The 21,959-nt window shown below is 39.8% G+C and carries 20 protein-coding genes and 3 pseudogenes; 3 read left to right on the forward strand and 20 right to left on the reverse strand.

Annotated elements, in window-relative coordinates; genetic code table 11:
* Window positions 1-218 precede the first annotated feature (218 nt).
* The 20 genes and pseudogenes from ACTRWI_RS09620 to ACTRWI_RS09715 all read right to left on the reverse strand — a co-directional run bounded on the left by ACTRWI_RS09620 (window position 219) and on the right by ACTRWI_RS09715 (window position 19,915).
* Complete coding sequence (locus tag ACTRWI_RS09620; RefSeq protein WP_499130854.1) at window positions 219-1,223, reverse strand: NAD-dependent epimerase; 1,005 nt, start codon at window positions 1,221-1,223, stop codon at window positions 219-221.
* A 10-nt stretch (window positions 1,224-1,233) separates the two neighbouring features.
* The gene (locus ACTRWI_RS09625) at window positions 1,234-2,400 is read right to left on the reverse strand and encodes a nucleotide sugar dehydrogenase (RefSeq protein WP_499130856.1); all 1,167 of its coding nucleotides are present in this window, start codon (window positions 2,398-2,400) and stop codon (window positions 1,234-1,236) included.
* Window positions 2,401-2,463: 63 nt separating this feature from the next.
* Window positions 2,464-3,579 carry a glycosyltransferase family 4 protein gene (locus ACTRWI_RS09630; RefSeq protein WP_499130884.1) on the reverse strand — a complete coding sequence of 372 codons (1,116 nt, stop codon included), beginning with the start codon at window positions 3,577-3,579 and terminating at the stop codon, window positions 2,464-2,466.
* A gap of 61 nt (window positions 3,580-3,640) precedes the next feature.
* A complete protein-coding gene (locus tag ACTRWI_RS09635; RefSeq protein ID WP_499130885.1) occupies window positions 3,641-4,615 on the reverse strand; it encodes an EpsG family protein in 975 nt (324 codons plus the stop codon).
* A gap of 107 nt (window positions 4,616-4,722) precedes the next feature.
* A complete protein-coding gene (locus ACTRWI_RS09640; protein WP_499130858.1) occupies window positions 4,723-5,787 on the reverse strand; it encodes a glycosyltransferase family 4 protein in 1,065 nt (354 codons plus the stop codon).
* A gap of 21 nt (window positions 5,788-5,808) precedes the next feature.
* Window positions 5,809-7,017: a glycosyltransferase gene (locus ACTRWI_RS09645; protein WP_499130859.1), complete on the reverse strand. Its 1,209-nt coding sequence runs from the start codon at window positions 7,015-7,017 to the stop codon at window positions 5,809-5,811.
* A gap of 295 nt (window positions 7,018-7,312) precedes the next feature.
* Window positions 7,313-8,386 carry a glycosyltransferase gene (locus ACTRWI_RS09650; protein ID WP_499130862.1) on the reverse strand — a complete coding sequence of 358 codons (1,074 nt, stop codon included), beginning with the start codon at window positions 8,384-8,386 and terminating at the stop codon, window positions 7,313-7,315.
* Between the two features lie 36 nt (window positions 8,387-8,422).
* Window positions 8,423-8,791, reverse strand: a pseudogene (locus ACTRWI_RS09655) (transposase); the annotation flags it as partial.
* A gap of 523 nt (window positions 8,792-9,314) precedes the next feature.
* On the reverse strand, window positions 9,315-9,590 hold the full coding sequence (locus ACTRWI_RS09660; protein ID WP_499130864.1) for an ISAs1 family transposase: 276 nt from the start codon (window positions 9,588-9,590) through the stop codon (window positions 9,315-9,317).
* A 5-nt stretch (window positions 9,591-9,595) separates the two neighbouring features.
* A pseudogene (locus ACTRWI_RS09665) lies at window positions 9,596-10,699 on the reverse strand (ISAs1 family transposase).
* A 192-nt stretch (window positions 10,700-10,891) separates the two neighbouring features.
* Window positions 10,892-11,080, reverse strand: a pseudogene (locus ACTRWI_RS09670) (helix-turn-helix domain-containing protein); the annotation flags it as partial.
* A 42-nt stretch (window positions 11,081-11,122) separates the two neighbouring features.
* A complete protein-coding gene (locus ACTRWI_RS09675) occupies window positions 11,123-12,148 on the reverse strand; it encodes an ATP-grasp domain-containing protein (protein ID WP_499130866.1) in 1,026 nt (341 codons plus the stop codon).
* Between the two features lie 250 nt (window positions 12,149-12,398).
* Window positions 12,399-13,670 carry a lipopolysaccharide biosynthesis protein gene (locus ACTRWI_RS09680; RefSeq protein WP_499130867.1) on the reverse strand — a complete coding sequence of 424 codons (1,272 nt, stop codon included), beginning with the start codon at window positions 13,668-13,670 and terminating at the stop codon, window positions 12,399-12,401.
* On the reverse strand, window positions 13,667-14,602 hold the full coding sequence (locus ACTRWI_RS09685; protein WP_499130869.1) for a polysaccharide deacetylase family protein: 936 nt from the start codon (window positions 14,600-14,602) through the stop codon (window positions 13,667-13,669). The genes ACTRWI_RS09680 and ACTRWI_RS09685 overlap by 4 nt, the downstream gene beginning before the upstream one ends.
* Before the next feature lie 2 nt (window positions 14,603-14,604).
* Window positions 14,605-15,147: a dTDP-4-dehydrorhamnose 3,5-epimerase gene (gene rfbC, locus ACTRWI_RS09690; protein WP_499130871.1), complete on the reverse strand. Its 543-nt coding sequence runs from the start codon at window positions 15,145-15,147 to the stop codon at window positions 14,605-14,607.
* A 3-nt stretch (window positions 15,148-15,150) separates the two neighbouring features.
* Window positions 15,151-16,032, reverse strand: a complete 882-nt coding sequence (rfbD, locus tag ACTRWI_RS09695; protein ID WP_499130873.1) for a dTDP-4-dehydrorhamnose reductase — start codon at window positions 16,030-16,032, stop codon at window positions 15,151-15,153.
* Window positions 16,032-16,919: a glucose-1-phosphate thymidylyltransferase RfbA gene (gene rfbA / locus ACTRWI_RS09700; protein WP_499130875.1), complete on the reverse strand. Its 888-nt coding sequence runs from the start codon at window positions 16,917-16,919 to the stop codon at window positions 16,032-16,034. Before rfbA ends, rfbD begins: the two co-directional genes overlap by 1 nt.
* Window positions 16,919-18,007 carry a dTDP-glucose 4,6-dehydratase gene (gene rfbB / locus ACTRWI_RS09705; protein ID WP_499130877.1) on the reverse strand — a complete coding sequence of 363 codons (1,089 nt, stop codon included), beginning with the start codon at window positions 18,005-18,007 and terminating at the stop codon, window positions 16,919-16,921. Before rfbB ends, rfbA begins: the two co-directional genes overlap by 1 nt.
* A 401-nt stretch (window positions 18,008-18,408) precedes the next feature.
* The gene (locus ACTRWI_RS09710) at window positions 18,409-18,729 is read right to left on the reverse strand and encodes a hypothetical protein (protein WP_499130879.1); all 321 of its coding nucleotides are present in this window, start codon (window positions 18,727-18,729) and stop codon (window positions 18,409-18,411) included.
* A gap of 79 nt (window positions 18,730-18,808) precedes the next feature.
* Entirely contained in the window at window positions 18,809-19,915 is a 1,107-nt protein-coding gene (locus ACTRWI_RS09715) for a helix-turn-helix domain-containing protein (RefSeq protein WP_499130880.1), read from the reverse strand.
* 310 nt (window positions 19,916-20,225) lie between these two features.
* Between ACTRWI_RS09715 and ACTRWI_RS09720 the strand changes: the two genes are divergently transcribed.
* From ACTRWI_RS09720 to ACTRWI_RS09730, 3 genes are all read left to right on the forward strand, one after another.
* On the forward strand, window positions 20,226-20,597 hold the full coding sequence (locus ACTRWI_RS09720) for a hypothetical protein (RefSeq protein WP_499130881.1): 372 nt from the start codon (window positions 20,226-20,228) through the stop codon (window positions 20,595-20,597).
* Between the two features lie 143 nt (window positions 20,598-20,740).
* Window positions 20,741-21,184, forward strand: a complete 444-nt coding sequence (locus ACTRWI_RS09725; protein WP_499130886.1) for an N-acetylmuramoyl-L-alanine amidase — start codon at window positions 20,741-20,743, stop codon at window positions 21,182-21,184.
* Between the two features lie 322 nt (window positions 21,185-21,506).
* Window positions 21,507-21,842 (forward strand): hypothetical protein, encoded by a 336-nt coding sequence (locus tag ACTRWI_RS09730; RefSeq protein ID WP_499130882.1) that lies wholly within the window; start codon window positions 21,507-21,509, stop codon window positions 21,840-21,842.
* The last annotated feature ends 117 nt before the right edge of the window (window positions 21,843-21,959 follow it).

Consider the following 21,959-nt stretch of genomic DNA (forward strand, 5'->3'; position numbering starts at 1 on the left):
GTTGGAGTAAAGGCAAAGAAACGTACCACAAACCAACGGGAATAAAGCAGCCCCAGCCCCAATAGGCCAAGTTTCCTCACCTATTGGGGATAATATCCGGCACAAAAACTGTCTCAAAAACGGCTCAGCCCTGAGACAGTTTTTTTGTTGGCTACTGTATTAAGGAAGGAAAAAAGGATCACAAGGATCACGCCCCAATAGGTGAGACGATTGGACGTTTACTTATTGTAAAACTCGCGATACCACTGAATAAACTCAGCCACACCTTCTTTTACAGATACTTTGGGTGTGTAGCCCGTAGCTGCAAACAAGTCTTGGGTATCTGCATAAGTTTGGTACACATCACCAGGTTGCATTTCGCGGAAGTTTTTCTTCGCTTCAATGCCCAGTTCATCTTCAATGGCTTTCACAAAATCCATCAGGTTGATTGGTGAGCCATGACCAATGTTATACACCGCGTAAGGGGCAGAACTGGTTGCTGGCGACCCAGCCTCAACCGTCCAATCGTTATCACGGGTTGGCACGACATCGGCGATGCGCACCACGCCTTCTACAATATCGTTAACGTGAGTGAAATCACGCCACATGTCACCATTATTGTTGATATCGATTGTGTCGCCGTCGAGAATCTTCTTCGTGAAGATAAACGGTGCCATATCTGGTCGGCCCCATGAGCCATACACGGTAAAGAAACGCAAGCCCGTGGTTGGGATGTCATAGAGATGAGAGTAGCTGTGCGCCATCAGCTCATTCGACTTCTTAGTTGCGGCGTACAGCGAAACCGGATGATCCACCGAATCGGACGTGGCAAACGGCGTTTTCGCATTTAAGCCGTACACCGAGCTTGAAGAGGCATACACCAAGTGCTGCACTTTATTGTGACGACACCCTTCAAGAATATTTAAGTGCCCCACTAGGTTTGAATCCGCATACGCATGCGGGTTTTCAATCGAGTAACGTACACCCGCTTGCGCCGCTAAGTGAATCACTTGATCAAACTGCTCCGCTTTAAACAAGTGAGCCACACCATCGCGATCAGCAATATCTAACTCAACCAGTTTAAAATTGGCATGCTGAATACGTGCGAGGCGAGCTTCTTTAAGAGCCACATCGTAGTAATCGTTAAGGTTATCGGCACCGATAACGTGGTGGCCTTTCGCCGTGAGCTGCTCTACCACCGCACTGCCAATAAAACCCGCTGCGCCTGTTACTAAATACTTCATCGTTTTATCCTTAATCTGAACCGAAAAGATCGCGTGTGTACACTTTGTCTTGCACATCCGCCAACTCTTGCGCCATGCGGTTAGACACAATCACATCGCAGCTTGATTTAAACTGCTCAAAATCCGTTAGCACCAATGAGCGGAAAAACTCTTTTTCTTTCAGCTCTGGCTCAAACACCACCACTTCAATGCCTTTGGCTTTCAGGCGTTTCATGATGCCTTGAATACTCGAAGCGCGGAAATTGTCCGAGCCCGACTTCATCACCAATCGGTAAATACCGACACGCGTTGGGTTGCGTTTGATGATTGAATCGGCAATAAAATCTTTACGTGTGGTATTCGAATCCACAATCGCACCAATGATGTTGTTCGGCACGTCTGAGTAGTTGGCACGCAGTTGTTTGGTGTCTTTTGGTAAACAGTAACCGCCGTAACCAAATGAAGGGTTGTTGTAATGTGAACCAATACGCGGGTCTAAACACACGCCATCAATGATTTGGCGGGTGTCTAACCCGTGCGATTCAGCGTAAGTATCGAGCTCATTAAAGTAAGCCACACGCAGGGCCAAGTAAGTATTGGAAAACAGTTTTACCGCTTCCGCTTCAGTGGAGTCGGTAAACAGGATTTCAACGTCTTTTTTTACCGCGCCTTCTAATAGTAAGTTCGCGAATACTGTCGCGCGCTCAGAGCGCTCGCCCACCACAATACGAGATGGGTGCAAGTTATCGTAAAGCGCTTTACCTTCTCGTAAGAACTCTGGCGAGAACATTAGGTTTTCACAACCCAGTTCTTCTTTAATGCGCGCAGTATAACCCACAGGAATAGTAGACTTGATCACCATGACCGCATTCGGGTTGATTGCCATTACATCTTTAATCACTGCCTCAACAGAAGCCGTGTTGAAGTAATTGGTTTCTACATCGTAATCTGTTGGGGTAGCGATAATCACGAATTCCGCATCAGCATACGCCAGTTCTTTATTCAGAGTCGCGGTAAAGTTTAATGGCTTGTTTGCCAAAAAGTCTTCAATTTCTGCGTCGACGATTGGCGACATTTTATTATTCAGTAATTTTACTTTTTCTTCGATAATATCGACGGCGACAACGTCATGATGCTGGGCCAATAGCATCGCATTTGATAAGCCTACATAGCCGGTACCGGCAATTGCAATTTTCATTTTTAACCAACTTATTGTTTTAACACCGATGGCTTACACCTCGGAACATAACCATTATCAAGATTAATTCAACGCAGATTTCACTGCTTCTAGATATTTATTAATGACAATCTTTTCATCAAATTCATTCTCAACCTTGGTACGGCTCTGCAAGCCCATCTCCAAACGTTGCTCATGAGAATGCGTGATCATTAATTCGAGCTTCTCGAGAAGGCTTGTTGTACTGCGAGGATCACACAAGTAACCATTGATGCCATCATCGACAGTCTCGCGGCAACCTACATTATCTGTGGTCACAATGGGTTTACCCATCGCACAGGCTTCAAGCAACGATTTAGGCACTCCTTCGCGATAAAACGAAGGCAATACCATACAATCAACTTGCGCTATTTCTTTTTCAACCGAATCCGAGGTACCCAAGTAATTGACGATACCTTCATCTACCCAAGATTGCATATCTTGCTTAGATACCGCTGAAGGATTATTCACATCAAGAAATCCCAAAAGACGAAACTCGACTGCATTCCCATACTTGACTTTTAACTCACGCGCCGCTTCAACATAATGGCCGATACCTTTGTCGTATAGCATCCGAGCGATTAGTAAAAAACGCACTACTCCATCGTCTTGACTCGGTGATACTGCAAAACGCGTTAAATCAGCACCAGAACCAGGCACGCGATCGGTAACCTCTAGAGGGGCGAGGTTATGCTTTGCAAACAATGCACGATCATCTTCGTTTTGAAAAAAGATAGTATGCGCTTTGGGCTGGCTCACTTTATAAAGCAAGCGTGCTAATTTTGCCGTTAGGTTTTCATTAATAAACACCATCCCAAGTCCAGCAATATTGTTAATAGACTTAGCACCAACCATATTAGCTGCCAACGTACTATAAATATTGTTCTTTGGGGTAAAATTCAACACAACCGCTGGGCGAATTTTTCGGTACAAGTTAACGAACCCGATAAACGTTGAGATATCTTTGATTGGGTTAGTGCCGCTTTGGTCTATGTCAATATGGTAGTGCTCTGCACCAAGTTCTTGAAGCTTCGAAGAATAATCATCTTCAGGCGAAACTGCTATTACTTTGCAATTAGCACTAAGCAAAGACTTAATTGTGTTTTTACGAAAGTTGTACAAATACCAACTGGTATTAGAGCTTATAACAACGGCCTTCATTTTCAACCTTAAGAAGTTAGTTACGAAAGACTTTAAAATTAAACATTTAGTTAAATAACACTCAATTATTTAAGTACCAAAATGGATAAAAAGTATATAGGGACCATGCAGAAGCATGTGATGAAAACCCAAACCAAACCAATAAAATTGAGAAATAATAAAAAAGAATTAACAAAACTACTAAATCGCGTTCTCTATTTATACTCGAAAGAATATTGGGCAAATGTGCAAATACAACAATTTGAATCGGCAGAAGGTATAATGCTACCCGATCTATTGCAGTGCTTAAGTTTGTAGCAAAAAGCAAACCAGTCAAAAACATACTAGTAAAGGCTAATAAAGTCCAAAAACGTATCATTAATGGAGGTAAGTCAAATCTTTTTCGATAGAATAGAAAAACACAGGACGGTAACAAACTCATCAATAAGCGGATAAAAGCGCCACTTGATTCATATCTATCACTCTCGACATATACATAGATAAGTTGATCAACATGATTATCTAAGAAAAGCATATAGGACAAGATAGTTATCGCTATTCCTGACATATATTTAATATATATATTAGTATCTAAAACCAAAAAAATCAAGGGCAACATCAAGACTGCTGACTTATGCATGGTTGAAGCTAACAACATAAAAAATATAGAGTACTTAACCTTGCTGTTTTGTAGGAAAGCTATAGCCATCATGAATAAACCAATCGCAATTGACTGACGAGTATACCCCATACCAATAATAAGATAGAGATAAGGAAAAGATATTGCAATTGCTAGATAAGGCCTTGATTGCTTTAAACAAAAAACAATTATACCAGTTGTAAAAATAAAGCCACTAGCTAAATTAACCCCATAAATACCAGCACCTAACTTGCTTGCGATATAATTTATCAACTGATACCCTGGGTCTCTATTGGTAAAAACATCTAAAAATGAAAAGTTACTTGCCCGTTCAAAATAGCCTAAGTAAGCAAACCAATCTGGACCTACCTCATGCCTAAAACCCAAAACAAGAGTAAAGAATATCAATATAAACATCCAGTTCACTGATAGTCTTGAAAAATACATTGTGCTTCGGTTATACGAAACCTCTCTGTTAAAAATGGCTAACATAACTAAAATTGCATACATGAAAATATATAATATCAACGTAAAACCTGCTGAATCGCTTCAAATATAACTTTTGACTGAACTTTATTATTGTATACATCAGAAACAGACTTAAGTGCGTTATGTGAGTATTTAATGCGTAAGTCGTAGTCTGAAATCAACTTAATCAAACTAGCATCAAACGAAATTTCATCATCTACTACTATTCCACAAATATTCATTTCAATAATACTTCGATTTACGCCAACATCAGAACCTACTACAGGTACTCCACAAGCCATATACTGAATTAACTTATAACCGCACTTACCTTGTTCAAAAGGTTCATCAGGTAGTGGCATTATTCCTATATCCATATCTTTTATTGAAGAAACCTCGCTCTCTTCAGTCCATTGACGGACTTCAACGTCCAAATCACTAAGTTCATTTAATATTTGTGGGTTAGCGCCGATTAATAATAGCTTAAAATCAGTTTTTTCATAAGCTCGCTTCAAACAGTCTTTGATGTCTAGTACATATTTTTGAGTAAAAGGAGAACCAATCCAACCAACTACTATTTGCTTGTTTTTTTCTCCCTGTTGCACTTTACCCGAATACCGATGTTGATCTATTACTGTTGGAACTTCTATAATATGTTTAGCACCACTCGATTCTGCATACTTTTTTAAATATTGATTACCAACTATAACCATATTAGATTTCTTCATTATACGCTTTATTTTACCACCCAAAATAGCTCTGATAGCTGGATTTTTATTTCTATCGTAATTATGAAAAATTGCATCATCGTAATCTAACATATAATCTATTTTACGAATAAAAAACCACTCTATTAGAAATGGTAAATAAGGAAAAACTTCTTTTTCTATCATCACAAGTTCATAGTTTTTACTTATATTAAGTAACAATTTCAATCTTAAGAAATAACATTTTATAACCTTGAAAACATTTCTTGATTTAGTAGCATAAAACATACGTAAATAGTCATCATCATACAAAGGTCTTACATCAACATCACAACCAGAATTAGTCAAACTAGGTATGTATTGGTAAGAACGCAAACGACTACTAGCCCCCATACGGCTATACTTCGTCAGCATTAATATCCTAAGCTTCATTTATCACCTCAGTAATTTATAAATTTTTTTATAGGTATCTGCACCTCTTTCAACCGAATAAATCGTTCTAGCAACATTAATACAACGAGCTTTCAATGACTCATCTTGTAATAATTGTACAATTTCCTCATATGCTAAAGTTAAAGAGGAAAGAGAACCATCTTTGATCACAACGCCAACATTAGATTCTTTAATTATTTTGGCTGTATCACCTACGTTATCGTTTACTATTACCGGTATTCCACAGGCTAAAAACTCACCAATCCTCGTCGGGGATGTACCAAGAGTACTAATGCCAGGAGTGAAAAATACCAATGCAACGTCTATGTCTTTTATAGCATTTGCTATTTCAAGTGGTGATGAAGATGTTAACTCAATATCAGACTCACCAATCTTATGTTCTAAAGCAAGAGCTTTAATTCTATCTCTATTGTCCCTTGTCACAATCTTAAAAGCATTTTTGTTATTCTTTTCACTAGCTATGAAGAAGTAGCGCATCAACCAATCACTACGAAATCTACTATTTAAAATAGAACCCATAGTGCCAAATTTTATACCAAGATTTGCGTTTAGGTGTGATTTTCTTGCTAAATCTAAAGTTTTAAAAATATTGAAATCAACACACGTAGGAATCACATAAAACTTTTCTCTTTGAAGTTTATTGTCATTGGAACACAAAAAATCTACAGCTGTATGAGTTAAACTTACTATAGCAGCAGCATCTCTCAACATATTCTTTTCTATAACTACGAGTAACTTATGCAACACGGAATTCTTTTTCAATCGTTTTCCTTCGATAATTTCTTCAATCCAAAGCGCCCGCATATCAAAAATAAATTTAGATGATGTCATTCTAGATACTAACCACGCAACTATAGAGGGTATATATCCTCTAGAATGAATAAGTGTATCTGTTTTTCCTTTTAATAGGGTCAGATTGATAGTAGTTACAAACATTAATATTAGATCATATAGACTAGACACAAAACGAGGATTTTGATGATAAAGCTTAGGTTTCCAGGTAATGTTAAATTTCTCACATTCCATTCGCGTTTTGTTATAAATATCACCACTGAAGTCTGTTTTTTTTTCAAAAGTTATGAGCGTTATTTTATTACTTAGACCTAATCTAGATAGATAGCCCAGGATCTGTGACCTACCTAAAGGCTCGAGCAAACCAGTATAAGATAGATATATGATATTTTTTTCCATACAATCCTCAAAAAATTCAACATTAATTACCAATGTTGAACTTCTAATCATTTTTCTTTTTTGTTAACGTATTGAGCTAATAAAAGCGAGCATTTAACATATTTATAATCATAAGAATTAAATTAATTAGTTATTAATTTTATAAAAGCTGTTAAGCTTCACATTATTATAAAGACTAACACCTATTTGAGATATATCGTTCATTTCAGTCAACATTTCCGTTCATCCCTTGATAACAATATTTTAGCTCTGGTATCGGCTAATGAAGTGGCTGACACCATACTATTGTTTACAACTAAACTTTATACCCTAACAATTCAAGATAATTTTTAGCCACAACTTCAGGAGCAAAATCTTTTGCGCGTTTAACCAATATATCAGGATTATGCTCTGAGCTTAATGAGCGACACATTGCATCAGAAAGTGCTTGCTCGTCACCAACAGGTACTAACTCACCGAACTCACCATTATTTAGTATTTCAGCAGGACCATGCTCACAATCCGTTGAAACTACTGGAGTTCCAGTGCCTAATGATTCAACGATTACATTGCCAAACCCCTCTCTTTTCGATGACAATACAAATAAGTCAGCTGTAATAAAGTAATCTCTTGGACTATCAACGAAGCCTTCGAATACAACTTTATTGTTGACACCATGATGCTCAGCAAGCAGCTCAAGTTCATTCCGGAGTGGACCATCACCTAATATTATTAATTTTGATTTAATTTTTTTGCTTACAAGTGCAAAAGCATTTATTAGTGTTGGGTAGTCTTTGGCATCAATAAGACGACCAGCAGCAATAACTATCTTGACATCATTATCCTTACTAGCATTAGAAATTTTGAGTCTATTTATTGGTATTGGGTTATATAGTGTGGCTGGTGTTTTTCTTAAAATGGCAATTTTTTTGATATCCTGGGCAACACCTTGGGATACCCCCGCAACTTCATCTGCAATTCTATATGCTAAAAATGTACTTACCTTCAACCAAAATCTGATACGAAAACTGGAGCTTTTAAATTGGTTTATTAGCGAGCTATGCTCTACTAGCAATAATTTATATTTATGTTTAGTAATTAATTTTGAAAAAGCAGAAAATGCCGTTAACCCCCACATAGAGGTGATAACCACATTGGGCTTACTTTGGTTTATATGAGAAGCCAATTTAAATATAAAACGAAAGTTTGAATCAATATTAAGATCAACAATTTTGAATACCTTAGAGGCTTCTTCTACAAATGATCCTCTACTTTTCTTTAAGATTATCTCAACTTCAATGCCTTTCTTTTTAAATTCATAGGCTAAATCTAAGTTAACTCTCTCAGCCCCCCCCCCAGACAAATCTGGTAAAACAAGCATTATTTTCATAAAAACTCTTTATATTAATTAATCTTTTATACTCTTTCAACTTGAAGGTGCAGGTATCAACACCTGAAAATTATCTGTAATTCTGGATGCAAGTGAGCTTGCAATTTCTGGTAACGTCACATCGAAAAACTTTTTGATAGCAGAGGTGAGTGCTGTTTTGGAGGGAAAATAAACATTGTTCCTCACATGCTAAATCATTACTTTCCAAAGCCGCTCTATTGGATTTAAGTTTGGGCTGTATGGAGGTAAGTAATGAAGCTCTATATTGAGTACTTTTGCCGCATTCCTAACCATTTCTGACCGATGGTAGGCCGCACCATCAAGCACAATATGCACGGTTTGCTCTAGTGGTTAATGCTCTGTCTTGAGTTTCCAAAAGAAGCGAACAATGCTCTCGCTAACTATCGCAGGGTTCCCGCATGAGTTGCAAAGTTGTTAAAAGCACTTAAGTGCCAAACAAAACTCTCTCTCGGAACTCTGTATTTAACGCGCATTTCAATTGTCGGCGTTTTAATGTTCCTTTCATCTCTACAAGCTTAATAAGATTCATACACATTTGACGAATTCGCGATAGGTTTTCGGATGCGTGCTTGTAGGTGATTCGGCTGTCATCTTCATTCATTACGGCGGCCAACCACCAGTGCATACTTTCAACACCTCAGTGACCTCGCCATAATTTGCCAAATTCTTCTGCTTTCATTTCCTTAGAGGAAATGAAGTATCTAACCCCTAAACTATCTGAAGGCTCACCATTTTTTTGTTGATAAGCCGTTGCTATACATGAGCTTTTTAAACCTTTCCATTTAGAGGCGAAGTCTCCGAACTTATCAGTAAACTGAACAACAATATAACTTCTTAATATCTTACGTCCTCGTTGACCAATTTCTTCTTGTTCAAAAGAATCACTCGCATAGCGGCTTAATTGTCCTCACGAAAAGTGTTCAGTAAAAACCTTATGAAGACTTGGTTGATCATCTTTTACTGACATTAAATAGTCACCTTTACGTGCAACTATTAACTCTGCGATTGCTCTCTGGCAGCCCATAGCATCAACACTAATTACTCGACCTTTAACTCGGATTAATTTGAGCAGCTCAGGGATGGTCGTTATTTCGTTCGATTTACAGCTCGTTTTTAGTTGCCCTAAAACCAAACCAGTATCTACAGAATAAGCATTTACCATACACGGAAAAATCATGAACATCTCCGTCAATAGTGGCTTGCCAGAACCTTCATAAGGTACTCTGAATCCATCGCACACATCGCTCTTTTGTGCTTCACACTCGCTTTTAGTGTCGTTTCACTCTTGAGCATATTTAAACACGCTTGTCTGATCCTTGCGAAATTTTCTGCACTTTCTTCCGCGCGTTTGCGACTCGCATCTTCACCAAATGTGGTATCCAAACTCCAATGCATCGACTCAACTAACCAATGTGAACGTGTGGCATTTAACAACTCTTTAGCATTTAAATCCTTCGAGCTGATGTAGTATTTCACCGCTACTTCTGACTCTTTCGCTACCGAATCTTCTTGCCTTATTGAAACCACAATCCCCATGCTTTTCAGACCCGGTCACTCAAACTCAACATCACCTAAAACACTTAAATCTTTATTGGTCAATGCAAGTCTGGTTTCTTGTCGGCCACGTGATTTCTCTTTTGTACTGTAGGGGTCACCATAGTGCTTTTGGAGCATGTTCATGTCGAAATAGTTATCGAACGCTTGCTTTAAACGACCTTGATTACCTTTTACAGCTAAAAGATAATCTGCATCGATATCGAGTATCTTTTGCGCAATTTTCTTTTGACAACCCATCGCATCAATCGTGACTAAACAGCCTGATATATCAAGCAGTTCAAGTAGTTTTGGAATGGCGGTGATCTCATTCGACTTCTGGTACACTTTTTGTTGTCCGAGGCTCACGCCATTTTCAGTGGCAAATGCATTAACCATGTTGATTGCGCCAAGTCCGCGAGTGTCATCGTAAGAGCCTCTCACCGTTTTACCATCGATGGCAACCACCTCGCCCTGGGTCAATTCGCAGCAATTTTTCATCCATTCAATAAAGAATTTCTGTAATCGCGTCGCACTTATCATTCCCATCGTTCTGGCTATCGTCGCTGTTGAAGGAACTCCATGACTAAAGTCGCCAAATCGCTTTAAAAAATCAAGCCGAGCTTGACCGTACAAACTGATAGCTTTCCAGTCATCTTGACCAGAAAGTACGGCGCAAATTGTTAACAAAATGATATCAGTTAACTTATGCTAGACTTTACCTTGTTGGCGGTAATCTGGGATGACATCAAAATGCATAAATGGGTGTTGGTTACTCACTGTGGGACCTCCAATTTATCTATGGAGGTATTAGAAAACACTGAAAATGATCCACAAATTGATCATCGGTTAATTGCAACTGTGTGCTCGGACTAGCTAACCATATTGAAAGATAGTGTGCCTAACAAGCCACAAAGCCTTTAAACATGGGCATGTACGTGAATTTTCTCTGACGCAGTCACTGAGGTGACGTGCAATAGTCGATTCGTGAATACGAAGAGCTTGAGAAATCATCGCCTGACTCCAACCTTCAAACGCAAGTAAAACCGCTTTGATGCGGTCACGCACTCGGCCATCACGAGTGGAATCACACATCTCTTCGAGTCGTAGTTTCTGTTGGGGAGGCAGTATTATTTTCATGGTGCGTAGCATGATCCTGATTCTAAAGAAAATCAAGCATCTTCAATGATCACGGGGATAACTTAAATTTAGTGCAGTAACAGATTCAGCAATAGAGCTTATATCTCGGATTACTTTTTTAAGGTGACTTTCATCATTAGAATAAATGTTGTATTTAACATATTTTTCTCCCCCTACATCGATTTCTAGATTACACCTATCTGGGGAAACATTTTTAATAATATTTTCTATTTCTTTAAATGGACCATCATAATAATTATAAACTTGTAGTAATTTCATCTGTCCAACATTGGTGAAATCGGTAACTATTTCATCGCCGCGCATCACCTTTAAATAATCAAGTGACTGATCAAAACCACTTGTCTTTAAATTATACTTTGTGAAATTTGCGCCCATTCGATTTGAAATATCGATCGGATATACGTTTCCAAATTCATCAAATTTAACTTCGCAATGAACTGCCCCCAACTTTATGTCACAGCTGATTACACTATCTTTGACACATTTCAACACTTTATTTAAAACATCATTATCTAGATTTGGATTAAAAAGATACCAGTAAGGTTTTATTTCACCTTTAAATAAATCATAACACTCTTCTTGTATCCCATAAACATAAAAACCGGATTCAGAAACTACACAGTCAATATTAAATTGGCGCCCTGATAGATACTTTTCTACAATAATGCAACTTTGGGGGAAATGTTCTTTAATCGAATGATAAGCTAGTTCTAAATCTTCTTTACTAAAACAAACTTTAGCACCTTTAGCACCCTGACCAATATTTGCTTTTGCTAAAACTGGAAAATCACACGACACACTTTCAATATCAGAAACTCTTTCAATAATAAAGTTAGATTCTAAAAAAGGAAAACTTTGGTTTAGAGCATCTCTCATTTCCTTTTTCTTTAGCGAGCAGTTCAATGATTTACTCGTAAACTCTTTTGATTTGCCTAGTAATTGATTCACCTTGTAATAAAAAGGTAATATATTATCATCGGATTGAAACAATACATAATGACATTTTTGTTTTTTTGCTAAATCTACTACCTTATCAACATTATTCATATTATAGACATCTAATGGTACACACCTATCCGAATACATCCAGTGTAAATTATCTGGCTTTGCGTCAATTAGGATGGTTTTTATGTTGTTTTTACGCATGGAATATAAAATTTCTCTTGTATACGAGGCACCACCCAATACAATTTCGAACTTACAATTAACGTCAAATATATAACTATATATGTTTTTCACTTTTAATAAAATTGAACTGTTTCTTTTTACTAATTTCTTTATGAAATTTCTCATTATTTTATCTCATGATTGAAGGGTTAATATTCACATAATTCTTGCAAACTAAAAATAAGGAATGATTTATTAAAAATGCAGAAATAACTAAAGATACCACAATACCAGCGGAACCAAATATTAGAGAAAGGAACCACATCATAATCAAAGTGATTGGTACGACTACCGTGTAAACTTTCAAACCATAACTCTCTTTAGATGTCATATTAATTAGTAAGTCAGTAAAACCGTACATTGTAGCAATGAGATGAGTAAAACTAGCAGCAATAAGCAAAAAATACGCATCACTAAAATCACTGCCAAATACTTTATTTAATATCCAACGACCAAATAATAAAAATACAACAGTGGAAAACAATGATGCAGAAAAAGCAAATCTAGCATACTTCTTCATCTCGTACTGAAGCTCGTTCAGCATTTTCTTACTATAATATAATGCAATTTTAGAACAAGATATCGATGATATGACCGATATCATTATAGCACCTAATTGTGCTCCTCTCATCGCAACCCTATAAAGTGCTACGATTTCTATTGAACAAGTTGCCCCTATAATCATTAAAGCGACTTGAGGCTGAATAACTCGAAAACCGCGAATAAGCCCCAATTGAAATGCACTCTTCAACCAGTTTTTTAATTGAAAACTAACTCCATAAAAAATACTAGATCTACATATAAACAAAGTAAACGGCGCGATAATTAAAATAATCAAGCACGAAATTAATATTTGACAATGGATGATTTCCACCATTGACAAATCACGTTCTAAATAACTAGATAAGAGCAAAAAAAAGAGTAAAAATCCACTTTTCCCAACAGATCCTGGGATTTGCGATATAATGACCCTATGCAAACCATACAATATGGCTGAGCAAATGTTAATTAAGGAATTTAGCACTGCTAAAAATACAGCCAAGACTATATAATCGCTACTTAACCCAATGTAGGTAAATTTAAAAGCGTCTATAGCAATGAGACCGACAATAGATATTAAAAATAGGAACAATGAAGAAGATATTAAAATCCCAGAAATCTCTTTCCAATCATCAAAATTATTTGATGACGCAACTTTCCTTGTAATTAGGTCGGAAACACCAAACTCTAGGGGCATTGAGATTAATGCTGCCAATGCTATTAATAGGCTATACTCACCCAATCCTTCCACACCCAGTACATTCGCAATAATAATAGCAGTTATGACACTAAACAGTAAATCCGAGAACCTTATTGCTGTTGCATAAAATGCTGTGGATAAAAAGCCATTCACCACTTTCATTGATGAGAACCAGAGAAGTCTGCTAGAAACTCATGGAATGTTTGCGATTCTACATTTTTTTCATTTAAATATAGGAAAAAACATTCTAAATTAGAGTAGAATTTATCCTCATCAGTGTCATTAGTGATGAGATGGCTAGTACCGTTAACCAGTTCGGATGAATGTATCATATACTCTAAATGTGACGTATTATTCAACAAATTGTATCTGACTATCTTTTTCATTTCTTGCAAGTTATCTACTTTAGATCTCAGCATTGCTGGTCGATATGAGAATGTTTTTGATATTAATCGGCGAATAATATTACTATCCGACATTCTCAAAAAGTGTGTGCTTAGTATATTTGTACTCATTGGAACTTGGATTATCCCATTAGGCATTATATGAATATTCCTTTCCATAAAGCGAAAATCGTTTCCTCCCCCCCCTGATGGGTCACCTATAGCATTTTTCCAATTGAAACCTGGAACCACGCTACAGTCAATTCTTATGCCACATTCATATAGACTATCAAGAATTACGTCCGAAATGCTATATCTCCCCCCTCTATGAGATATTATGCTCATTTGAAATCTATCAGACAGGAACTTGTACATATAATCTATTTTGTTTCTTATTACTTTATCACTATATTCATGCAAATAAGGATGATATAGATAGTCATTGACCGTTAGGTTGCTTATAGGTGGAGAATTCCATGCATGTAAGTGTAATCCAACTTCTAAGTTTTCTTGATGACTTTCTATAAACCCCCTAAATATATCATTACTAGCAGCTTCAAAATTAGTTAGATATATAGGTTTGATATTATGTTTTTCACATAATAATTGAAACCTTTCTAATTTCTCAACATTTTTCGCAGAAATTACTCGAGGCCTTTCCCAAAGGTTATCACCTTCAGTATCAATAGTCATAAAAAAAGGGACTGTCATAATTAATCTTCCAAATTATTTAATCTTATACCATTAGAATCTTTCAATGATAAAATGGGTAATTCTTTGTTTGGCCAAAATATATTTATACTTTCATCATCCCATTTAATACTCAGTTCAGATTTCGGATCATAATAATTCGTACATTTATAAACAAACTCAGCTTCATCACTCGTCACGTAAAACCCGTGAGCAAACCCTTCTGGCACCCATAATTGACGTTTGTTTTCAGCAGATAAGTACTCTCCTACCCACTGCCCAAACGTCGGTGAGCCTTGTCGGATATCGACTGCAACATCAAATACCTCCCCAGACACCACTCGAACCAACTTACCTTGTGTATTTTCTGTCTGATAGTGCAAACCTCGCAAAATCCCTTTCTTAGATTTTGAATGGTTATCTTGTACAAATTTGGTTGGTTTACCCGTCACTAGCTCTTCAAATTGCTTTTGATTCCAGGTTTCCATAAAGAAACCACGTTCATCACCAAATACGCTTGGCTCTATGATTTTCACATCTGGAATACGTGTATCGATTACTTTCATTTTTTAATCCGTATACGCTTGAATATTATTTAATGCTACTTTCCAATCACTCGCTTCAATGAAGAAGTTCGTTATAATTTTCTCATTGCTTAAACGGGAGTTACTTGGGCGTTTTGCTGGTGTTGGATATTGGTCAGTGGTAATACTCGTTAAGCTTGGCTTATTTACAAGAACTCCTTGCTCAACAGCAACATCAAAAATGGCATCAGCAAAGTCAAACCAACTGACGTGAGGCAAGCCCGAGTAATGGTAAACACCGTACTCCACTGTCTCATCTTGAGTAATACACTTCGCAATTTGAATCAGTGCCTTAGCAATATCACCGGCATAAGTTGGCCCCCCAAACTGATCACCGACAATACTCAACGCGTCTCGAGTACGTCCTAATCGCAGCATGGTTTTCACGAAATTATTGCCGCTCTCGCCAAACACCCATGCCGTACGAAGAATGATGTGTTTATCGCACGCTTTCGCAACAGCCATTTCACCGGCTAATTTGCTTTCACCGTAAACACCTTGCGGGTTAGTCGCATCGCTCTCTACATACTCACCGTTTTTGTTGCCTTCAAAGACATAATCAGTTGAGACATGCAAAATGGCAGCCCCCATACTTTGTGCTGCTTGGGCTAAATGCTGTGGTCCATCACGATTAATCGCGTAAGAAAGTTCAACTTCCTCTTCAGCCTTATCGACAGCAGTGTGCGCTGCGGCATTAATAATAATGCTCGGCTTAAACTCAGCAACCGCCGCATTGATGGCATCTTGGTTAGTAATATCAAGATGATCTCTATCAAGCGCTAACACTTCAGTATTCTCATGGTTCGCTAACTGCTCAGTTAGACTCGAACCCACTTGGCCGTGGCAACCCGTAATTAAGATACGCATTAGCTTGCAACCTTTTTCTGAGTTCCAGCTACTAGACGTGTCAAATACTGACCGTATTCGTTTTTCATCATTGGTTTAGCGAGCGTCAATACTTGCTCATTACTCAGCCAGCCATTACGCCATGCAATTTCTTCTAAACAAGCCACCTTTAAACCTTGTACGTGCTCAATGGTTTGTACAAAGGACGACGCTTCATGAAGGCTCTCATGTGTACCTGTGTCTAGCCACGCAAAACCACGACCTAGTAGCTCCACGTTCAATGAGCCATCATTAAGGTACATCTCATTAAGCGTTGTAATTTCTAGCTCACCACGCTCAGATGGTTCCACTCGCTTAGCCATTTCTACTACACGGTTATCGTAAAAATACAAACCTGTAACTGCATAATTAGATTTTGGTTTTTCCGGCTTCTCTTCGATAGATACCGCTTTCATGTTTTCATCAAACTCAACAACACCAAAGCGCTCTGGGTCTTTTACTTGATAGCCAAAAACAGTTGCTCCAGATTCTCTTGAAGCTGCACTTTGTAGAGTTTGTGAAAACGACTGACCGTAGAAGATATTATCCCCTAGAACTAAACACACACTGTCATCACCAATAAACTCTTCGCCAATAATGAAAGCTTGAGCCAAACCATCAGGACTTGGTTGAATTGCATACTCAAGGTTAATACCAAAATCAGAGCCATCACCGAGCAAACGCTGAAAGCCAGCATTGTCTTCTGGTGTCGTGATGATCAAAATATCTTTAATACCAGCAAGCATTAAGGTCGAGATTGGGTAAAACACCATTGGCTTGTCATAGATTGGCAAGAGTTGTTTCGACACACCACGAGTAAGTGGGTATAGACGAGTACCAGAGCCACCAGCTAAAACGATACCTTTCATTACTTATTATCTCCTGTTACTACACCTAGACGCTCACGTTGGTAGCTACCATCTTGCACGTTTTGACACCACTTAGCGTTATCTAGATACCATTGTACTGTCTTACGAAGGCCCGTTTCGAAAGTCTCCTCCGGTCTCCAACCTAATTCACGTTGCATTTTAGATGAGTCAATAGCATAACGACGGTCATGACCCGGGCGGTCTTGAACGTAGGTGATTTGCTCTGCGTATTTGGTCTCTTTTGGTACTAACGCGTCAAGGATGTCACAAATCGTGTTAACAACTTCAATGTTTTTCTTCTCGTTATGACCACCGATGTTGTAAGTCTCACCAACCTTACCTTCGGTTACTACCTTGTATAGAGCGCGCGCGTGATCTTCCACAAACAACCAGTCACGGATTTGATCGCCTTTTCCATAAATAGGTAAATCTTTGCCTTCAAGGGCGTTAAGAATGACTAGTGGGATCAGCTTTTCAGGGAAGTGGTAAGGACCATAATTATTCGAGCAGTTGGTTACAATAGTTGGTAGGCCGTAAGTACGTAACCATGCACGAACTAAATGATCGCTTGAAGCTTTTGATGCAGAGTAAGGGCTGGATGGCTCATAAGATGTCGTCTCTAAGAACATTGGGATCTCAGTTCCCTCTGTCACTTCATCAGGGTGTGGAAGGTCACCATACACTTCATCAGTAGAGATATGGTGAAAGCGGAACTCTGATTTCACACCTTCTTCAAGCGTGTTCCAGTATTCGCGAGTCGCTTCTAGTAGCGTATATGTTCCAACAATGTTGGTTTCGATAAACGCCGCTGGGCCAGTGATTGAACGGTCAACGTGCGACTCTGCCGCAAGATGCATCACCGCATCTGGTTGGTGCTCTTTAAACACTCGGTCTAATTCTGTACGATTACAAATGTCGACTTGCTCAAAGGTATAACGTTCAGACGAATCTACCTCAACAAGAGATTCTAAGTTACCGGCATAAGTGAGCTTATCAACGTTGACCACGCTGTCAGATGTATTCTTGATGATATGACGAATGACTGCAGAGCCGATAAAGCCAGCACCACCAGTGACGAGGATCTTCATAGTTTTCTCTTGTAGTATACTGTTTAGAACAACTCACGAACGTGAAGATGTATAGAATTTTTGAGGTTTAATCTCACGAGGATGTCTCCGTTAATTTGAAGCCATTGAGACACTTTTTATTCATTTTGAGACAGTCTATTTTCGACAATCTCTTATAAAACCTAGATTTTGCTGTCTTTTTAAAAACCGCCCCAATAGGCAACCCCAAAGTGGCTTTTCCGCATTTTGGCTGGCTATGCACTTGCATTTGGGCACGCTACCGCCCTTAGGTTTGGCTCCTAAAGGCAATCAATCCTGTTTTTTCACCGTACTTCATTGTTTGCGGTTTTCATACGGTTTTTTCAGGGGCGAAATTGTAACAAAGTAAGTGCATATTGACCAGTTTGAAATTTGATCAAAACTCACAATGCGTTTATCCAACGAAAGCATTGTACGTCTTGCAGGTATTGCTTTCCTATGTAGTATCGGTTTTCTTGTGCTGCATCACAGTAGCGCTTTTCTATGTCGATGAATATTTTGCCATTGCGGTACAAAGAGACAAAACTGGGGTTGGTGTTCACCGCCAGCATTGCTTTGATTTCAGTTCGGGTTAAGCCTTGTGGGTAATGGCTCACCAGCAGCTTTAAGAACTCTCCAATTCGCCCGTCTACTCGCGCGACCTCTTTGGCCAACAACGTGGCTTGTTGTTCGGTGGTCAGTTTTTTTAAGCTTGTATCGTCCATGTTATTTTCTTCCTTGTTTACATTACTGCTCACTTCCGTTGTGTGGTTTGGGTTGCGCCGTGCTTGGCTTCACTCCCTTTTATCTTTCAGTTTCGTCTTTCATCTGCGCTTTCGATTGAATGAGCGCTTTAATGCGTTCTTCAAAAGGGTTATGGGTGTTATTGCTTTGGTATTCGGCCAGTGCTTGGGCCACAGGCGTTGTGCTTTGTTGACTATGCTGATGCGGTAAGTGCTTAGTTCGCGGTTGCTCTTTAGTAGGGTTTGCTTGTGAAAGCTTCATTGGCGGTTTGCGCTTGGTTGGCCTTGCCGCTTTGGTTCGCTTTATTGGTGTGAACGCTCCCTGTTTGGTTTTGGCTTTGGCTTTGGCGCTTCTTCTTAGCCAGCCATTCACAAAATGGCCAATGTGCTCAAACGGTTTACGTTTATCGGGGTTAATGTACAACCAAGCTTGCATGGCGTGCAGTTGCTGCAGCACGTCTAAGTTGGGGTAGGAACTTTCTAGTATGGTAAAGAATTCATGATAAATCGGTGCGCTGCCCTCTTGGGTGAGCAGGTGAATCACCACGTCATCGGGGCTTTGGGAATCTGTTCTTTTGGTGTCCAAGCTTTTGGTGTCCGCGTTTTTGCTCTTCAGGCTGTGTGTATTCCTTGTGGCTGCCTCCCCCATTTCAGCATCTATGTGCGCTAAGTGACCGCCCGCAACCGTGGTCGTTTTTAGGCTCACCCCTGTTTTATGTTCTTTATGAGAGATTATGTATGCCAGAGGATCCCCCTCCGTGTTGGAACGGCTGGCCTCCTGGTGGGTGTCGGATTGACCCATAGTCGGGTTGTGATTGGCTACTGGCTCAATTACCGGTACAGCGGCGGGCTGTAGGGTGTCATGCGTTAAGTCACGCTGTTCAATATGGCAACCTTCGGGCACACGCAGTTGGTACAAGTTGCTGCGCTGGCGCCCTGAATCATCAAAGCGCTTTATCCGCTGTAAAAAGCCTTGTTTTTCCAGCTCGTTAACGTGGCGTGTCACGGTTCTTAGCGACACTTCGCAATATTGCGCTAAGTAATTTAAAGAGGGGAAACACACGCCGCGCGCGTCGGCATTATCGGCCAATTTTAACAGCACCAATTTGCTGATCGGCGAGCCGGTTTTCAGTGGCATAAAAGAAAGAATGAGAGAAACACACATCATTAACGCTCCTGGTTATCGGTTATTCATAAACCTTCTTCATGAAACTGATTCATAAAGAAAAGCCTTGATAAAGTGACCATTAACACCGCTTTTTCAGGGTTAGGGGCATCCATAAGGGCGAGAGGCGGCATCACATACTCTGTTTTTCCTGTTTACTCTCATCGATATGCAACAAGAACATCTTTCAGGTTTATTCCCTTCGAGACACTTCTCATTTTTTGACCAAGCCTTGGTTATTGATGAGCAGCCGGCGACCCTAATCCGCCATCGTGAATTACATTGCCCTTCCCATGCAGCAATAAGGTGATGAATGAAGGCGATTGTTTCTCTTTTTATTTCAGCGTACCAACCCGGAATGGCGAGCATCGAGTGCCGTTATTTTAAAGGCCTGTACTTTGAAAAGGCTTATTCCGAAGCCCCCAGATATGAGGATATTTGTTGGATGATCAGTCGAGCGCGGCGCAGCCAGCCACTGGGTTATTACGTGATGTATTTACGTTATGTCGGCTACCACTCTGGTTATGCAAAAGCCGTCGCCACCCGTTTGCGACAACACATTGCATTACACCCTAATTTAAAAGAATCGTTATCCATATCTCTCATCGCCTATTTACAACAACACGAGGATTTATTTTGTCACACACTCCACCAGCAACTGATCGAGTTTCACACTCACCCTTAACAGAGCCTAGCCTGCCAGAACAGGCCCGCTCGCCCGATCATATAGACACACAACCAACGCGACCACGAGAGCTAAAAACAACACTACAGCTTGTTCCTTCGTTAGCGCCTTGTTTGCCCTCGGCCTCTTATTCCTTCAGCTTGGTGTCGCTCTTACTCCGGTTGCCTCATTGCCCGCCCTACTCTTTTATTACTGTGCATTGCAGCGCCTCGCCGCCACAGCAAGATGTAGACGTGGCCGAGATTCGCCAATGGCATAAAAAGAAAGGCTGGCGCGATGTGGGGTATCACTTTGTGATTCGTCGCAGTGGGGATGTCGAACTTGGCAGGCCACTATCACAAACCGGTGCGCATGTGAAAGGGCACAACAAGGGCAATATTGGGGTTTGTTTGGTCGGCGGCTGTAATGCCGAGCGGCAACCAGAAGATAACTTCACACTTGCGCAACGTAAGGCACTGTTTGGCTTACTGGCGGCGTTGCAAGAACAGTTCGCTATTTCAGATGAAGCGGTAAAGGGGCATAAGGATTGGGGCGTGAATAAGGCGTGTCCGGTAGTGAGATTAAGAGCAGATGGGGGATGCGAGTAAACGAGATGCGAAAAGATTAGGAGCAGATGTGAGTGGCGCGAGAACAAGGAGCGAAGAGACGAAAAGCAGATTCCAGATACTTCGTTCCTCGCCTCTAAAGCAACAGAATGGCGAATGACGGCGTCGTGAGGTTATTAACTTAATAAAACGAGTCGTCCCTACAGTGAGGGAGGAACGTGATAGGGAATCTCATTCAACGGATAAACGGTAGGGGAGAGGCCTCGCTAAGGTTGTCGAACTATAATGTTAGTCAGTCAAAGGTTATATATGCGGTCAAAGGCTATATAGGCGGTCAAAGCCAATCAATACACTAAGGAGCAGTATGACGTTGTTCGGGAGAATATTTGGAAGCCAGTCTTCCATTAGCAAAGGGTTAGAGGCACTCACCAACACAGGAGATGCGATGTTTTTTACCGATGAAGAAAAAGCGAAGCACAAGCTGGCACTACTGAAAGCGTATGAACCTTTTAAATTGGTGCAACGCTACATTGTGTTGTTGTTCACCATCCCTTATGTGGCACTGCATGTGATGGTGATTCTGGGTTGTATGCACGGTTACGATTGGCAGCCGTTGGGGGAAATGACCAATGAAGCGTTTGGTTATCCGGTGCTCGCGGCGATTGGATTGTATTTAACGGGTGGGGTGATAAAAAAATAGAGGCGAGTGACGGGTAGCGAGGTTCGAAGGGCTCAAAGCGGATGCGGGTAGCGAGATTCGTGTAAACGAAGGGCTTGAAGAGCGAAAGAAGCAGATTCCAGAGACTTCGTTCCTCAC

The organism is Pseudoalteromonas sp. G5_S1_14_S5 (genome assembly GCF_054968605.1).

What these genes read in the sequence shown, in the direction of transcription:
- ACTRWI_RS09620 (WP_499130854.1), bottom strand. Translation starts at nt 1,223, where the DNA reads ATGAAGTATTTAGTAACAGGCGCAGCGGGTTTTATTGGCAGTGCGGTG.
- ACTRWI_RS09625 (WP_499130856.1), bottom strand. Translation starts at nt 2,400, where the DNA reads ATGAAAATTGCAATTGCCGGTACCGGCTATGTAGGCTTATCAAATGCG.
- ACTRWI_RS09630 (WP_499130884.1), bottom strand. Translation starts at nt 3,579, where the DNA reads ATGAAGGCCGTTGTTATAAGCTCTAATACCAGTTGGTATTTGTACAAC.
- ACTRWI_RS09635 (WP_499130885.1), bottom strand. Translation starts at nt 4,615, where the DNA reads ATGTTTATATTGATATTCTTTACTCTTGTTTTGGGTTTTAGGCATGAG.
- ACTRWI_RS09640 (WP_499130858.1), bottom strand. Translation starts at nt 5,787, where the DNA reads ATGCTGACGAAGTATAGCCGTATGGGGGCTAGTAGTCGTTTGCGTTCT.
- ACTRWI_RS09645 (WP_499130859.1), bottom strand. Translation starts at nt 7,017, where the DNA reads ATGGAAAAAAATATCATATATCTATCTTATACTGGTTTGCTCGAGCCT.
- ACTRWI_RS09650 (WP_499130862.1), bottom strand. Translation starts at nt 8,386, where the DNA reads ATGAAAATAATGCTTGTTTTACCAGATTTGTCTGGGGGGGGGGCTGAG.
- ACTRWI_RS09660 (WP_499130864.1), bottom strand. Translation starts at nt 9,590, where the DNA reads ATGTTCATGATTTTTCCGTGTATGGTAAATGCTTATTCTGTAGATACT.
- ACTRWI_RS09675 (WP_499130866.1), bottom strand. Translation starts at nt 12,148, where the DNA reads ATGAATAATGTTGATAAGGTAGTAGATTTAGCAAAAAAACAAAAATGT.
- ACTRWI_RS09680 (WP_499130867.1), bottom strand. Translation starts at nt 13,670, where the DNA reads ATGAAAGTGGTGAATGGCTTTTTATCCACAGCATTTTATGCAACAGCA.
- ACTRWI_RS09685 (WP_499130869.1), bottom strand. Translation starts at nt 14,602, where the DNA reads ATGACAGTCCCTTTTTTTATGACTATTGATACTGAAGGTGATAACCTT.
- rfbC (WP_499130871.1), bottom strand. Translation starts at nt 15,147, where the DNA reads ATGAAAGTAATCGATACACGTATTCCAGATGTGAAAATCATAGAGCCA.
- rfbD (WP_499130873.1), bottom strand. Translation starts at nt 16,032, where the DNA reads ATGCGTATCTTAATTACGGGTTGCCACGGCCAAGTGGGTTCGAGTCTA.
- rfbA (WP_499130875.1), bottom strand. Translation starts at nt 16,919, where the DNA reads ATGAAAGGTATCGTTTTAGCTGGTGGCTCTGGTACTCGTCTATACCCA.
- rfbB (WP_499130877.1), bottom strand. Translation starts at nt 18,007, where the DNA reads ATGAAGATCCTCGTCACTGGTGGTGCTGGCTTTATCGGCTCTGCAGTC.
- ACTRWI_RS09710 (WP_499130879.1), bottom strand. Translation starts at nt 18,729, where the DNA reads ATGGACGATACAAGCTTAAAAAAACTGACCACCGAACAACAAGCCACG.
- ACTRWI_RS09715 (WP_499130880.1), bottom strand. Translation starts at nt 19,915, where the DNA reads ATGATGTGTGTTTCTCTCATTCTTTCTTTTATGCCACTGAAAACCGGC.
- ACTRWI_RS09720 (WP_499130881.1), top strand. Translation starts at nt 20,226, where the DNA reads ATGAAGGCGATTGTTTCTCTTTTTATTTCAGCGTACCAACCCGGAATG.
- ACTRWI_RS09730 (WP_499130882.1), top strand. Translation starts at nt 21,507, where the DNA reads ATGACGTTGTTCGGGAGAATATTTGGAAGCCAGTCTTCCATTAGCAAA.